This window comes from Streptomyces sp. NPDC048507 (assembly GCF_043199995.1).
GTDB lineage: Bacteria > Actinomycetota > Actinomycetes > Streptomycetales > Streptomycetaceae > Streptomyces.
Genome location: NZ_JBICWZ010000003.1, coordinates 401777 through 416748 on the forward strand (window position 1 = coordinate 401777; position 14972 = coordinate 416748).

Annotated in this window: 11 protein-coding genes; 5 read left to right on the plus strand and 6 right to left on the minus strand. The window is 72.9% G+C overall.

The features are described 5' to 3' along the window. Positions 1 to 34: 34 nt before the first annotated feature. Positions 35 to 1249, minus strand: coding sequence for a cation:proton antiporter (locus ACGFXC_RS10900; protein WP_393711616.1), 1215 nt, complete (start codon positions 1247 to 1249; stop codon positions 35 to 37). A gap of 163 nt (positions 1250 to 1412) precedes the next feature. Between ACGFXC_RS10900 and ACGFXC_RS10905 the strand changes: the two genes are divergently transcribed. Both ACGFXC_RS10905 and ACGFXC_RS10910 read left to right on the plus strand, forming a co-directional pair. After that, complete coding sequence (locus tag ACGFXC_RS10905; protein WP_351823446.1) at positions 1413 to 1646, plus strand: heavy-metal-associated domain-containing protein; 234 nt, start codon at positions 1413 to 1415, stop codon at positions 1644 to 1646. Positions 1647 to 1741: 95 nt separating this feature from the next. Continuing rightward, positions 1742 to 4021, plus strand: coding sequence for a heavy metal translocating P-type ATPase (locus ACGFXC_RS10910; protein WP_393711618.1), 2280 nt, complete (start codon positions 1742 to 1744; stop codon positions 4019 to 4021). Between the two features lie 356 nt (positions 4022 to 4377). On the opposite strand, the gene ACGFXC_RS10915 is transcribed toward ACGFXC_RS10910, so the two are convergent. Both ACGFXC_RS10915 and ACGFXC_RS10920 read right to left on the minus strand, forming a co-directional pair. Beyond that, the gene (locus ACGFXC_RS10915) at positions 4378 to 5667 is read right to left on the minus strand and encodes a citrate synthase (RefSeq protein ID WP_393711620.1); all 1290 of its coding nucleotides are present in this window, start codon (positions 5665 to 5667) and stop codon (positions 4378 to 4380) included. 182 nt (positions 5668 to 5849) lie between these two features. Further along, a complete protein-coding gene (locus ACGFXC_RS10920) occupies positions 5850 to 8096 on the minus strand; it encodes an ATP-dependent RecD-like DNA helicase (RefSeq protein WP_393711622.1) in 2247 nt (748 codons plus the stop codon). A 303-nt stretch (positions 8097 to 8399) separates the two neighbouring features. Here ACGFXC_RS10920 and ACGFXC_RS10925 point away from each other — a divergent pair, with 303 nt between their 5' ends. Then, a complete protein-coding gene (locus ACGFXC_RS10925; RefSeq protein WP_393711624.1) occupies positions 8400 to 8945 on the plus strand; it encodes a DUF937 domain-containing protein in 546 nt (181 codons plus the stop codon). Between the two features lie 9 nt (positions 8946 to 8954). Here the strand turns inward: ACGFXC_RS10925 and ACGFXC_RS10930 are convergent, their stop codons facing one another. After that, positions 8955 to 9887, minus strand: a complete 933-nt coding sequence (locus ACGFXC_RS10930; RefSeq protein ID WP_393711626.1) for an EamA family transporter — start codon at positions 9885 to 9887, stop codon at positions 8955 to 8957. 107 nt (positions 9888 to 9994) lie between these two features. On the opposite strand from ACGFXC_RS10930, the gene ACGFXC_RS10935 reads away from it, so the two are divergent. Both ACGFXC_RS10935 and ACGFXC_RS10940 read left to right on the plus strand, forming a co-directional pair. Further along, positions 9995 to 10951: a LysR substrate-binding domain-containing protein gene (locus ACGFXC_RS10935; protein ID WP_393711628.1), complete on the plus strand. Its 957-nt coding sequence runs from the start codon at positions 9995 to 9997 to the stop codon at positions 10949 to 10951. 55 nt (positions 10952 to 11006) lie between these two features. Further along, the gene (locus ACGFXC_RS10940; RefSeq protein ID WP_393712202.1) at positions 11007 to 12788 is read left to right on the plus strand and encodes a glycoside hydrolase family 3 protein; all 1782 of its coding nucleotides are present in this window, start codon (positions 11007 to 11009) and stop codon (positions 12786 to 12788) included. 43 nt (positions 12789 to 12831) lie between these two features. Here the strand turns inward: ACGFXC_RS10940 and ACGFXC_RS10945 are convergent, their stop codons facing one another. Both ACGFXC_RS10945 and ACGFXC_RS10950 read right to left on the minus strand, forming a co-directional pair. Then, entirely contained in the window at positions 12832 to 14268 is a 1437-nt protein-coding gene (locus ACGFXC_RS10945) for an aminopeptidase (RefSeq protein ID WP_393711630.1), read from the minus strand. Positions 14269 to 14352: 84 nt separating this feature from the next. Further along, positions 14353 to 14706: a hypothetical protein gene (locus ACGFXC_RS10950; protein WP_393711631.1), complete on the minus strand. Its 354-nt coding sequence runs from the start codon at positions 14704 to 14706 to the stop codon at positions 14353 to 14355. Positions 14707 to 14972 lie beyond the last annotated feature (266 nt).

Here is a 14972-nt window from a genome sequence, read left to right on the forward strand (position 1 = left end):
CGCCCCGGCCGCCCGGCCCGCCGGCCCCGCCCCGTCACCAGGGCTCGGCGCCGGGCCGTGCCGGGCGGGTCCCCCCGGCGCCCGCGCGGGCCCGCAATCGCAACGCGAGCAGCGGGAAGACGAGTACCGACACCATCGCGGCGCCCACCAGCGCCGCCGCCTCCCCCGGCTGGACCTGCCCGTCCTCCACCCCGAGCGTGGTGATGGCCACCACCAGCGGCAGCGCGGTCGAACCGAACAGCACCAGCGCCGTCCGGTCCGGCCCCACCAGGTCGCGGGGGGCCAGCAGCCAGATGGGCAGCCCGCGCACGAACAGGAACAGCAGCAGGAAGACGGGCAGCATCAGCAGCGTCCGGCCGCCGGCCAGCAGGGCGTCCAGGTCGAACTCGATCCCGGTGACCACGAAGAACAGCGGGACCAGGAAGCCGAAGCCGACGGCCTCCACCTTCGCCAGTACGGCGTCGCTGCTCTCGGGCGCCGCCCCGGTCAGCACCAGCCGGGTGATCAGGCCGGCCGCGAAGGCGCCGAGCAGGACGTCGAGCCCCAGCGCCTGGGCCAGTCCCAGCATCGCCACCAGCATCAGCACGACCAGCCGTACCGCGAACTGGGCGCTGCTGTGCAGGGTCTTGGCGATGACCTTCGAGAACCAGGGCGGCTTGGGGCGCAGCGCCCAGAAGACCGCGAGCCCGGTCAGCACCGCGAAGGCGGCGAGCAGGGCCGCCGAGCGGGCCGGCGCGCGGCCGCTGAGCAGCAGGGCCATCGCGATGATCGGGCCGAACTCGCCGACGGAGCCCACCGCCATCATCACGGTCCCGAACCGGCTCCCCAGGTCACCCGCGTCGCGCAGCACCGGCAGGACGGTCCCGAGGGCGGTGCTGGTGAGCGCGGTCCCGACGTAGACGCCCTGGTCGAAGCCGCCGCCGCGGGCGAGCAGGGTGCCGAGGACGAGTCCCAGCGCGAGCGCGGCCAGCCAGGCCCACACGGACCGTTTGAGCGTGTCGCCCCGGACCTCGGCGAACTTGATCTCGTACCCGGCGAGGAAGATGAGCATGGCGAGACCCAGCTGGCTCAGTACGTCGATCACCTCGCCGGAACTCGCCCAGCCGAGGACGTCCGGTCCGACGACGATGCCCAGCAGGATCTCGAAGATCACCAGTGGCACGGGGAGCCAGCGCGCCACTCCGTACGCGAGCAGGGGTGCGAGCACCGCGACCGCCATGATGAGGATGAGCGTCCCGGTATGTGACATGTATGCCATTTACTGGGGCTGGAGGGATCTTGTCCATCGCACGCGCCCGGCGCGGCCGGCCCGTAGTCGCCGAGATCCCGCCACATCGCGCCAGATGGTCGCTCAATACCCCCTAGGGGTATAATCTGGGAGCAGAGAGACACCCCGCGAGAAGGAGAACGACATGACCGCCGAGACGGACACCCAGACCACCGCCGTGTACAAGGTCACCGGGATGACCTGCGGGCACTGCGAGGGCGCCGTGACCGCCGAGCTGACCGCCCTGCCCGGCGTGAGCTCGGTCAAGGCCGTCGCCGCGACCGGCGAGGTCACGGTGGTCTCCGCCGCCCCGCTCGCCGAGGCCGACGTCCGCGCCGCCGTGGACGAGGCGGGCTACGAGCTCGCCGGCCGGGTCTGAGCCGCCCCCTCCCCCCTTCGCAGTGCCCAGCCGGTCCGTACCGGCCGGCTCATACTGGTTCCGTACGGACCGGCCGTTCCCATGGAGCCGGAAAGATGACCAGCACAGTCCACGACGGGCCCATAGCGGCGGTCGAGCTCTCGATCGGCGGGATGACCTGCGCCTCCTGCGCCGCGCGGATCGAGAAGAAGCTCAACCGGATGGACGGCGTCGAGGCCACGGTGAACTACGCCACCGAGAAGGCCCACGTCTCCTACGCCGGGAACGTACGGGTCGCCGACCTGATCGCGACCGTCGTCAAGACCGGGTACACCGCCGAGGAGCCCGCCCCGCCCCCGCCCCCGCCCTCGGTGGCAGCGGAGCCGGATGCCGGGGCCGCCGCGGCGGCCGCACCCGATCCCGTGCTCGCGGCGCTGCGCCAGCGGCTGCTGGTCTGCGCCGCGCTCGCCCTGCCCGTCGTACTGCTCTCGATGGTCCCGGCCCTGCAGTTCGACAACTGGCAGTGGCTCTCGCTGACGCTGGCCGCTCCCGTCGTCGTCTGGGGCGGATTCCCCTTCCACAAGGCCGCCTGGACCAACGCCCGGCACGGCGCCGCCACCATGGACACCCTGGTGTCGGTGGGCACCCTCGCCGCGTTCGCCTGGTCGGTGTGGGCCCTGTTCTTCGGGGACGCGGGCATGCCCGGCATGCGGCACGGCTTCGAGATGACCGTCTCGCGCACCGACGGGTCCTCCGCCCTCTACCTGGAGGTCGCGGCCGGAGTCATCGCCTTCATCCTGCTCGGGCGCTATCTGGAGGCCCGCTCCAAGCGGAAGGCGGGCGCGGCCCTGCGGGCCCTGATGGAGCTGGGCGCCAAGGACGTGGCCGTCCTGCGCGGGGGCCGGGAAGTGCGGGTTCCGGTGGCCTCGCTCGCCGTCGGCGACCGGTTCGTGGTCCGGCCCGGCGAGAAGATCGCCACGGACGGCACCGTCGTCGAGGGTTCCTCCGCCGTGGACGCCGCCCTGCTCACCGGGGAGTCCGTGCCCGTGGAGAAGGGCGTCGGGGACCCGGTCACCGGCGCCACGGTCAACGCCTCCGGCCGGCTCGTCGTGGAGGCCACCCGGATCGGGGCCGACACGCAGCTCGCCCGGATGGCCAGGCTGGTCGAGGACGCGCAGAACGGCAAGGCCGAGGTGCAGCGGCTCGCCGACCGCGTCTCCGGCGTCTTCGTGCCGGTCGTGCTGCTCCTCGCGCTCGGCACCTGGGTCACCTGGCTGCTCATCACCGACGACCCCACCGCCGCCTTCACCGCCGCCGTGGCCGTCCTGATCATCGCCTGCCCCTGCGCCCTGGGCCTGGCCACCCCGACCGCGCTGATGGTCGGCACGGGGCGGGGCGCGCAGCTCGGCATCCTGATCAAGGGCCCCGAGGTGCTGGAGTCGACCCGGCGGGTGGACACCGTCGTCCTGGACAAGACCGGAACGGTCACCACCGGCCGGATGGAGTTCACCGGCGCCCATGCCGCCGAGGGCGTCGACGCGCACGAGCTGCTGCGCCTGGCCGGGTCCCTGGAGCACGCCTCCGAGCATCCGATCGCCCGGGCCGTCGCCGCGGGGGCCGCCCTGGCCGCGGACCCCGCCGGCGGCCTGGCGCCGGTGACGGGGTTCCGCAGCCACGGCGGCCTCGGCGTCGAGGGCACCGTCGCGGGGCACGCCGTCCTCGTCGGGCGCGAGCAACTGCTGACCGACCGGGGCGTCACCCTGCCCGCCGCGCTCGCCGGCGCCCGGGCCGCGGCCGAGGCCGCGGGCGGCACGGCCGTCCTGGTCGCCTGGGACGGGCGGGCCCGCGGGGTGCTGACCGTGGCCGACGCGGTCAAGGAGACCAGCGCCGAGGCGGTCGCCCGGCTGCGCGGACTCGGCCTCACCCCGATCCTGCTGACCGGGGACAACGAGGCCGTGGCCACGGCCGTGGCCCGCGAGGTGGGCATCGAACGGGTGGTCGCCGGCGTGCTCCCGGAGGGCAAGGCGGACGTGGTCCGCCGGCTCCAGGACGAGGGCCGTACGGTCGCCGTGGTCGGCGACGGCGTCAACGACGCGGCGGCACTGGCCCAGGCCGACCTGGGGCTCGCGATGGGCACCGGCACCGACGCCGCCATCGAGGCCGCGGACCTGACCCTCGTACGGGGCGACCTGCGGGTGGCGGCGGACGCGATCCGGCTCTCCCGCCGGACGCTCGCCACCATCAAGGGCAACCTCTTCTGGGCCTTCGGCTACAACGTGGCGGCCCTGCCGCTGGCGGCGGCCGGCCTGCTCAACCCGATGATCGCGGGGGCCGCGATGGCCTTCTCCTCGGTCTTCGTGGTGACCAACAGCCTGCGGCTGCGGTCGTTCCGCTAGTGGATCTCCTCCCCGGGCCCTCCACACTTCCTTCACTGGAGACGCAGATCACAGTGATCGCGACGTAACCATCCGGGGTCGGCACAGGTCTAATGGGGCGATGCCGAAAACGTCTTGGGGGACGTTGGGTGGAGGTCCTGGGGGACGTCCTTGGCATGTGCCGGCCGGGACGCGTGCCCTCGGGAAGCTTTGAGCGGCCCTCCCGACCCGAACGGGTCCCGGCACCCACCGACGCCCCGGCGCGGGTCCCGTGGGGGGAATCCGCCGCTGGGGAAAAGGAAAGCGCCCCGACCGTCGACCCGTGGGGGGATCGACGGCGGGGCGCTTTTCGTACGCTCAGCCGCGGGGGCTCGCCGTCAGCGGGCCTCGACGGGGACGAAGTCGCGCAGGACCTCGCCGGTGTAGATCTGGCGCGGGCGGCCGATGCGGGAGCCGGGCTCCTTGATCATCTCGTGCCACTGGGCGATCCAGCCGGGGAGCCGGCCGAGCGCGAAGAGCACGGTGAACATCTCGGTCGGGAAGCCCATGGCCCGGTAGATCAGGCCGGTGTAGAAGTCCACGTTGGGGTAGAGGTTGCGCTCGACGAAGTACTCGTCGGCCAGCGCGTGCTCCTCCAGCTTGAGCGCGATGTCCAGCAGCTCGTCGCTCTTGCCGAGCGCCGAGAGGACGTCGTGCGCCGCCGCCTTGATGATCTTCGCCCGGGGGTCGAAGCTCTTGTAGACGCGGTGCCCGAAGCCCATCAGGCGGACGCCGTCCTCCTTGTTCTTCACCTTGCGGATGAAGGCGTCGACGTCGCCGCCGTCGTTCTTGATGCCTTCCAGCATCTCGAGGACGGACTGGTTGGCGCCGCCGTGCAGCGGGCCCCACAGGGCGGAGATGCCGGCGGAGATCGAGGCGAACATGTTCGCCTGCGAGGAGCCGACCAGGCGCACGGTGGAGGTCGAGCAGTTCTGCTCGTGGTCCGCGTGCAGGATGAGCAGCTTGTCGAGCGCCGAGACCACGACCGGGTCCAGGTCGTACTCCTGGGCCGGCACGGAGAAGGTCATGCGCAGGAAGTTCTCGACGTAGCCGAGGTCGTTGCGCGGGTAGACCACGGGGTGGCCGACCGACTTCTTGTACGCGTACGCGGCGATCGTCGGGAGCTTGGCCAGCAGCCGGATCGTCGAGAGGTGGCGCTGCTTCTCGTCGAACGGGTTGTGGCTGTCCTGGTAGAACGTCGACAGCGCGCTGACCACGGAGGACAGCATCGCCATCGGGTGCGCGTCCCGCGGGAAGCCGTCGTAGAAGCGCTTCACGTCCTCGTGCAGCAGCGTGTGCTGGGTGATTTCGTTGCGGAAGGACGCGAGCTGGTCGACGGTCGGCAGCTCACCGTTGATCAGCAGGTAGGCGACCTCGATGAAGGTCGAGCGCTCCGCCAGCTGCTCGATCGGGTAACCGCGGTAGCGCAGGATGCCCTGCTCGCCGTCGAGGTAGGTAATCGCGGACTTGTAGGCGGCGGTGTTTCCGTAGCCGCTGTCCAGAGTGACGAGCCCGGTCTGGGCCCTCAGCTTCGCGATGTCGAAGCCCTGGTCACCGACGGTGCTCTCGACCACCGGGTAGGTGTATTCACCGTCCGCGTACCGGAGTACTACAGAGTTGTCGCTCACGTCATCCCTCACCGACGTAGTGCCTCTTCTTCGAGGTGCCCTGACTGCCTCTACCTTCCCCCATTTGGCACAGGTGAGTGCACTCGGGGTCGGGGTTTGGTGTTTTTGACGGCACTGAGTGCCTTCAAGCTGCTCATCCTGCCCCCTCGGCACCGCCGCGGATACCCCAAATGATCGATCATCTAGGTGATGTTTCCCACCGGTATGCGGCCGGAGAGCCGCGCGGCGACCGCCGTGTACCTCCTGCCTGCGGAAACGGTGCGTACCGCCTGGCCGAGAGCCTTCCGGGACCCGACGAGCACGACCAGTTTCTTAGCGCGGGTCACCGCCGTGTAGAGCAGATTTCGCTGGAGCATCATCCAGGCCCCGGTCGTGACGGGGATCACGACCGCCGGGTATTCGCTCCCCTGGGACCGGTGGATGGTGACGGCGTAGGCGTGGACGAGCTCGTCGAGCTCGGCGAACTCGTACGCCACCTCCTCGTCCTCCTCGGTGCGGACGGTGAGCCGCTGCTCGTCGGGGTCGAGGGCGGTGACCACGCCGACGGTGCCGTTGAAGACGCCGTTGGCGCCCTTCTCGTAGTTGTTGCGGATCTGGGTGACCTTGTCCCCGACCCGGAAGACCCGGCCGCCGAACCGCTTCTCGGGCAGGTCCGGACGGGCGGGGGTGATGGCCTGCTGGAGCAGGCCGTTGAGGTTCCCGGCGCCGGCCGGACCCCGGTGCATGGGCGCCAGCACCTGGACGTCGCGCCGTGGGTCAAGGCCGAATCTGGCCGGAATGCGACGGGCCGCCACGTCCACGGCGAGCACTCCGGCCGCCTCGGTGTCCTCCTCGGGGAACAGGAAGAAGTCCGGCAGGCCGTCGGTGACGGGCGCCACGCCGGTGTTGATGCGGTGGGCGTTGGTGACCACCCCGGACTGCTGGGCCTGGCGGAAGATCCTGGTCAGCCGGACGGCGGGGACCGGGCCGCCCTCGGCCAGCAGGTCCCTGAGCACCTCCCCCGCGCCGACGGAGGGCAACTGGTCCACATCGCCGACGAGCAGCAGGTGCGCGCCGGGGGCGACGGCCTTGACGAGCTTGTTCGCCAGCAGCAGGTCCAGCATGGAGGCCTCGTCGACCACGACGAGATCGGCGTCCAGGGGCCGGTCCCGGTCGTAGGCCGCGTCCCCGCCCGGCTTGAGTTCGAGGAGCCGGTGCACGGTGGAGGCCTCGGCGCCGGTCAGCTCCGAGAGCCGCTTCGCGGCCCGCCCGGTGGGGGCGGCGAGCACCACCTTGGCCTTCTTGGCGCGGGCCAGCTCCACGATGGAGCGGACGGTGAAGGACTTTCCGCAGCCGGGGCCGCCGGTGAGGACCGCGACCCGGTGGGTGAGGGCGAGCCGGACGGCGTCGCGCTGCTCGGGCGCGAGGCTGGCTCCGGTGCGGCCGGCCAGCCAGCCGAGCGCCTTCTCCCAGTCCACGTCCCGGAAGGCCGGCATCCGGTCCTCCTCGGCGTGCAGGAGCCGGCGGACCTGCCCGGCCAGCGACAGTTCCGCCCGGTGGAAGGGGACCAGGTACACGGCGGTGAGGGGGTCGGGGCCGCCCTGCGGATCGGGCACGGATTCCCGTACGACTCCCTCGGGATCGGCGGCGAGCTCCGCCAGGCACTCGATGACGAGGCCGGTGTCGACCTGGAGCAGCTTGACCCCGTCGGCGATCAGCCGTTCCTCGGGGAGGAAGCAGTGGCCCTGGTCGGTGGACTGGGACAGGGCGTACTGGAGCCCGGCCTTGACCCGCTCGGGGCTGTCGTGCGGAATCCCGACGGCCTGGGCGATCCGGTCGGCGGTGAGGAAGCCGATGCCCCACACGTCGGCGGCGAGCCGGTAGGGCTGGTTCTTCACCACCGAGATGGAGGCGTCCCCGTACTTCTTGTAGATGCGCACGGCGATGGAGGTGGAGACGCCGACGCCCTGGAGGAAGACCATGACCTCCTTGATCGCCTTCTGTTCCTCCCAGGCGGCGCCGATCATCTTCGTCCGCTTGGGGCCGAGGCCGGGGACCTCGATCAGGCGCTTCGGCTCGCTCTCGATGACGTCGAGGGTGTCGGTGCCGAAGTGCTCCACGATCCGGTCGGCGATCTTGGGGCCGATGCCCTTGATCAGGCCGGAGCCGAGGTAGCGGCGGATGCCCTGGATGGTGGCGGGCAGGAGCGTGGAGTAGTTCTCGACGCTGAACTGCTTGCCGTACTGGGGGTGCGAGCCCCAGCGGCCCTCCATGCGCAGCGATTCGCCGGGCTGTGCGCCGAGCAGCGAACCGACGACGGTCAGCAGGTCCCCCGCGCCGCGGCCGGTGTCGACCCGGGCGACGGTGTACCCGCTCTCCTCGTTGGCGTAGGTGATGCGCTCCAGCACCCCCTCGACCACCGCCAGTTGCACGGCCGCGTTGGTTGTCATGGCACGACGCTACCGTTCGGCGCCGACAGCCCGCCCGGGCCTGTGGACAACGCCGCCCGCCGCCGCCCGCGGCGCGGTGCGCGGGAACCCGAAGGGGGTCCGGCCTGCCGGCCGGACCCCCTCACGGTTACCCCTCCCTCGCCGGACTTCCCGATCCCCCCAGATCCCCTCCCGGAAGTGCCGACGCTCCATACGACCCGCCATCGGCCCGCAGGGTTGCACGCGGAACCGGAGCTTTACGTTTCCGTTACCGGATGCCTACTCAAGGTGCCGGTGAATCGGGACGGAAGTAGCGTTTTGGGCATGAGCGAATCTTCATTCCAGGACGACGTGCTGGGCGAGCTCGGCGACGACAAGCTGACCGAGATCGCCGGGCTGCTCGGCACGGACGCGAACGGCGCGCGCGAGACGGTCGCGACGACCGTGGGGGCCATGGCGGGCGGCCTCCAGGAGAAGGCGGCCGCCGAGGGCGAGGACGGCGAGGTGGGCCAGGCCTTCGCGGAGGTGGCCCAGCCCCCGCTCCAGGGCGTGGCCACCCTCGGCGGCGGCCTCGGCGGGCTGCTCGGCGGCGGGATGATGGCCGGGGTGCTGGCCAAGGTGAGCAGGCCCGTGGCCAACGCCGTCGCGAAGAAGACCGGGATCCCCGCGGCGACCGTCAGCCGGGTCATCGAGGTGCTGATCCCGGTGGTGCTGGCGGTCTTCGCCAAGCGCGCCGCGGAGGGCAAGGCGGGCCCGGGCGCGACCGCCGGGGGCCCGGCACCGGGCGGTGCGCCCGCTCCCGGGGCGGCCCCCGGCGGCGGGGGGCTCGGCGACCTGCTGGGCCAGATCCTGGGCGGCGGCAAGAAGTAGCGGATCCCCTCACGGGGCGGGGCTGACCGCGACCACCGCGCGGGAACCCTCCGCCCCGCCGAGCGGCACGGCCCCCCGGCCGGCCGGCCGCGCGGGAGCCATGGAGGTCAGCCCCACCCCGCCGACGAGCAGCAGCGCCGCCAGCCAGCGCAGGGCCGGGACGCCCTCGCCGAGCACCAGGGCAGCCGAGGACATCCCGAAGACCGGTACGAGCAGCGAGAACGGCGCCACCGAGGAGGCCGGGTAGCGGCGCAGCAGATAGCTCCAGGCGCCGAAGCCGAAGACGGTCGACACCCAGGCGATGTAGACGATGACCGCGACCCCGGACCAGTCGAGGGCGCGCAGCGCGGCGAGGTCGCGGTCCGGCCCCTCCAGCAGCAGCGACAGCGCGAAGAGCGGCAGGACGGGCACGGTGCAGACCCACACCATGAAGTTGAGGGCGTCCGCCGGGGCGGCCCTGCGGGTCAGCACGTTGGACACCCCCCAGCCGGCGGCGGCCGCGACGACCAGGACGAAGCCCGTGACGGGCCCCGACAGACCCCGGTCCACGGCGGCGACCCCGATCCCCGCCAGGGCCACCCCCATGCCCAGCAGCCGGACCCGGCCGGGCCGCTCCCGCAGGACGACGGCGGCGAGCAGGGCGGTGAAGACGGCCTGCACCTGGAGCACCAGGGAGGACAGACCGGCCGGCATCCCGGCGGCCATGCCCGTGAACAGCAGCCCGAACTTGGCGATGCCGAGGGCCGCTCCGACCCCCAGGATCCACTTCCAGGCGACCTTGGGGCGGCCGACGAAGAACACGGCGGGCAGCGCGGCCACGAGGAAGCGCAGGGCGGACAGCAGCAGCGGCGGGAAGTGGCCGAGGCCGATCTCGATGACGACGAAGTTGAAGCCCCAGACGGCGGCGACGAGGACGGCGAGTGCGGTGTGTACGGGACGCATGCTCCGAGCATCGGCGCCCCGACCGTGTAGCACCAGCGCGGATCACTTCCGGGATGGATGAAGCACTGCTTACGGGTCGAGCGGCTCGGCGGGCCTACGATGGGGTCATGCTCGACCTGTCCCGGCTGCGCGCCCTGCACGCCGTCTCCGTCCACGGCTCGGTCGCGGCCGCGGCGGCCGCCCTCGGCTACACCCCCTCCGCGGTCTCGCAGCAGATCGCCAAGCTGGAACGGGAGACCCGCACCACGCTGCTGGAGCGGCGCGGCCGCGGGGTCGCCCTCACCGAGGAGGCCCGGCACCTGGCCGGCACCGCCCGGGAGCTGCTGGCGATCGTGGAGCGCGCCGAGACCACCCTGGAGGAGCGGCGGGGGCGGCCGAGCGGGCTGCTGACGGTGGCCGCGTTCGCCTCGGCGGCGCGCGGCCTGCTGCCGGGGGTGCTGGCCGATCTGGCCCGCCGGCACCCCGCGCTCGACGTACGCCTCACTGAGGTGGACCCCCACCTCTCGGTGGACCTGGTGGCCCGCGGCGTCACCGATCTGGCGGTGGCGCACGACTGGGACATCGCCCCGCTGCCGGCCCCCGAGGGCGTGGAGCAGGCCGTGATCGGGGACGACCACTGCGATCTCGTGGTCCCGGCCGGGCATCCCTTCACCGCCCGGCGGGTGGTGCGGCGGGCGGACCTCGGGGGCCAGCGGTGGGTGTGCCAGCCGCCCGGCCGGGTCTGCCACGACTGGCTGGTGCGGACGATGCGGACGGCCGGCTTCGAGCCGGAGATCGCGCACGTGGCCGAGGAGAACCACACCATCGTGGCCCTGGTCGCGGCCGGGCTCGGGATCGCCGTCGTGCCCCGGCTGGGGACCGGCGCGCTGCCCCCGGGGACGGTGGCGGTGGCCCTGGAGCCGGGCCCCGTACGCAGGTTGTACGCCCTGTGGCGGACGGGGGCGGCCCGCCGCCCGGCGATCACCGAGGCCGTGCGCACCCTCCAGGAGCACTGGGCCGCCGCGGCCCCCCTTCCGGGGGACCTCCCGAGTGTCCCCGGGGCGCCGGGAGCGGGCCGCCAGTAGGGTCCGGCGGGTGCCGTACCACGCCTCCCGCAGGGCCCTGCTCGCCGCCGCAGCCATGGCCGCCGTCACGGCCGCCGGGGCCGCCTCCGCCGCCGTGGGCTCCCACGGCTCCGCGCCGGACGACGCGCGCCCGCCCGGGGAGCCGCTGGGCCGCTACCCGGACCGGGCGCGGCTGCGCGCGGTGGTGGCCCGGATGAGCCCGGCCGAACAGGTGGGGCAGCTGTTCGTGTCCCGGGTCCACGGGCACTCCGCGACGGACCCCGACCCGGTCGACGCCGAGCTGAACCTGGCCCAGTTCGGGGTGCGCACCGCCGCCGAGGTGGTCGCCCGCTACCACCTGGGCGGGGTCGTGTACTTCGGCTGGGCCCACAACACCCGTGACCCGCAGCAGATCGCCGGGCTGTCGGCCGGGCTGCAGCGGGCGGCGGCCGGTACCGGCGCCGGGATCCCGCTGCTGCTCTCCGTCGACCAGGAGCACGGGGCCGTCGCCCGGATCGGCAGGCCCGCGACCCTGCTGCCGGGGGCGATGGCGCTGGGCGCGGGGGGCTCCACCGCCGACGCCCGCCGGGCGGCCCGGGTGGCGGGCACCGAGCTGGCGGCGCTGGGCATCCGGCAGGACTACGCCCCGGTGGCGGACGTGAACGTGAACCCGGCCAATCCGGTGATCGGCGTACGGTCCTTCGGCTCGGATCCGCGCGCGGTGGCGGCCCTGGCGGCGGCCCAGGTGCGCGGCTACCAGGGGGCGGGGGTGGCGGCGACGGCGAAGCACTTCCCCGGCCACGGGGACACCGAGACGGACAGCCACGTCGGGCTGCCGGTGATGCGGCACACCCGGGCGCAGTGGGAGGAGCTGGACGAGCCGCCGTTCCGGGCGGTGGTGGAGGCGGGCGTGGACGCCGTGATGACGGCGCACATCGTCTTCCCCGCGCTCGACCCCTCGGGGGACCCGGCCACCCTCTCGCGGCCGATCGTCACCGGCATCCTGCGCGAACGCCTCGGCTTCGGGGGCGTGGTGGTCACCGACGCCCTCGACATGGCGGGGGTACGGCAGAAGTACGGGGACGAGCGGGTCCCGGTCCTGGCCCTCAAGGCGGGCTGCGACCAGCTGCTGAACGCCCCCGACCTCGCCCTCGCGCAGCGCGGGGTGCTGGCGGCGGTGGAGTCGGGCGAGCTGACGCGGCGGCGGATCGAGGAGTCGGTGCTGCGGATCCTGGAACTCAAGGCCCGCCGGGGCCTGTTGGGGGACCCCTCCGCCGCGGCGGCGCGCGGTGACGGGGTGGTCGGCAGGCCGGCGCACCTGGCGGCGGCCGACGAGATCGCGGCGGCCACGACGACGCTGCTGGCCAATCCGCGGGGGCTGCTGCCGCTGGACGCGGCGGCCGGGCCCCGCCTGCTGGTCACCGGGACGGACCCGGTCTCCCCCACGGGTACCACGGGGCCCCCGACGACGGTCCTGGCGCGGGAGCTGACGGCGCTGGGCTGCCGGGCGGCCGCGGTGGCGCCCGACCGGGCCGTGGCGGCGGCTCCGGGCCACGCGGCGGTGCTGGTGTGCACCTACAACGTCCCGGAGGGGGAGAGTCCGCAGCGCGCGCTGGTGGCCGCCCTGATCGCGACGGGCGTGCCCGTGGTGCTGGTGGCGATCCGCAACCCGTACGACCCGGCGCGACTGCCGGAGTGTGCGGCCGAGGTGGCGACGTACTGCTGGACGGACGTGGAGATGCGGGCGGCGGCCCGGGTGCTGACGGGTGCCGTGCGGCCCGCCGGCCGTCTCCCGGTCCCCGTCCCGGGCCGCTACCCGCTGGGCCACGGGCTGTCCTACCCGCCCGTGGCCCGGTAACGGCCGTCCCGCGCGCGGGCACCGCGCCCGGGACGGCCGCGGGCTACGGCCGCAGCTGCGGCTCGCGCCTCAGGTCGACCTGGTCGAGTACCGGGTCCGGCGCGGCCAGCGGCGCGGCGGCCTGGGCCCTGCCGGACACGGTCTGGGCGGGGGCGACCCCGGCCCACTGGAGGATCTTCGCGGTCGCGAGGGCCCGCTCGCCGTCCTGGAGCTTGGCGACGTTCGCCCCGTGGTTGGCGCCCGGCGCGATCATCACGTAGCTGTCGTGCGTGCCGTATCCGAGGTGGAAGGGCTCGGCGCCCCACGGGTCGTTCTGCCCGTACACGAAGAGCATCTGGTTCGCCCGGGTGCGGACCCAGTTGTCCACGTCCGCCATGACCCCCGGCTGGAAGGTCATCGGGATCTCGCGGGGCACGAAGTTGCGCGGCGGCTGGTAGCCGTAGCGGGTCAGGCCCTTGAGGTGCGGCTGCTTGATGTCGGGCGAGCCGAGCTGGGTGCCGGCCTGGTAGTAGTACGGCGTGTACGTCTCCAGTCCCTGGTCGGCGTAGGCCGAGAAGCCGGAGATGGTGTCGACCGTGTCCCAGATCTCCTGGTCGCTCGCGGTGGCCGCGGTCGGGATGCCGGCGCAGTCGGAGAGCAGGCTGTACTGCCAGAAGGCCCAGGAGTAGTCCAGGACGACGGCCTCGAAGGCCTTGTCGAGGCTGCCCACGGTGGTGAAGGTCCAGCCGTTCTCGGCGGCGGCCGCCGCGTACTTGGCCTCCAGCGGGGCCCGGCGGATCAGCGCCTCGCGCTGCACGTTGTTCAGCTTGTCGCGGCACTCCTTGGTGCCGACCTTGGTGAAGAACCGGTCGTAGGCCGAGTCCTCGTTGTTGACGACGTCGTTGGGCGCGACGTAGGCGACGACCCCGTCCATGTCACGCGGGTAGTAGCGCTCGTAGTACGTCGCCGTCATGCCGCCCTTGCTGCCGCCCGTGGCCAGCCAGTTCTTGGGGTAGACCTTCTTCAGCGCGGTGAAGAGGCGGTGCTGGTCGCTGGCGGCCTGCCAGATGTCCAGCTTCCCCCAGTTGGCCGGGTCGGGCCGGGACGGGGTGAAGAATCGATACTCCAGCGAGATCTGGTTGCCGTCGACGATGGTCGTCGGCTCGCTGCGGCGGGGGCTGGTGTTGACGTTGTAGCCCGAGGTGAAGAACACCGTGGGCCGGGAGACGTCCTTGTGCAGCAGGGTCAGACGCTGCTTGAAGGTGCCCTTCCACGGCTGCCGGTGGTCGACCGGCTGCTCGTAGTTCAGGACGAAGAAGCGGTACCCGGGGTACGGCGTCTCCTCGATCAGGCTCATCCCCGGAATGCCGAGGATCTGGTCCTTGATGTCCGTGGCGGCGACGGGCCCCGCGGCGGTGGCCGCTTGTGCCGTGGCGCCGGCCGCGCCCATGGTGCCGATCAGCACCACGAGCGACAGCAGCCATCCGAGCGTCTTGCGCATTCACCCTCCCCTTGAGTTCACTGTGGTCGCCGTGAACCTAGCCGGGTCAACACGCCCCTGAACAGACCTAGTTGGGTCGCGCACTCAACACAGGATCCAGCCGGATTCGACGGATCCGGACGCCACCGCGCCCTTTACATACACACATCGGTTGATCGCTCCCACGGAGACGGGGCCCGCGTACCGGGTGAATTGCCCCGCATCGCCCACCGGGACGCCGCCACGCGGCTGAATGCTCACCGACATGTGCCGGCGCTCGCCCGCCCGCAGCGCGACGGTGACCGCGCAGGCACGGTCCCGGCTCTTGTAGACCCGCACCTCACCGGTGATGAAGGGCAGCGCCTTGACCAGCTTCCCCGGGCACCCGCCCGGCGCGGCGTGCGCGGGAGGGGCCGCGAAGACCCCGCCCACGACGAGCCAGAGCGCCGCCCCGAACACCCCGAGGGAGACCGTCCGCCCCCGGCCGCGACCCCGGCCTCGCCCCCGCCGCGCACGCTCCCCGCGCCCCTGCGACACCATCCCCGCCCCCCGATCAGTCGTACGTACCACGCATGGACGTACGACGCCCGGGCGCTCCGGAAGGTTGCACGTACCAACCACTCCCGGGCATCCCCCGTACGAGTGCATCCACGACGTCCCGGCGGGAGAGCGGGAACCCGCGATGAACGAGGACATTACGCTAGGTGGCCGAGCGAACGCTCACC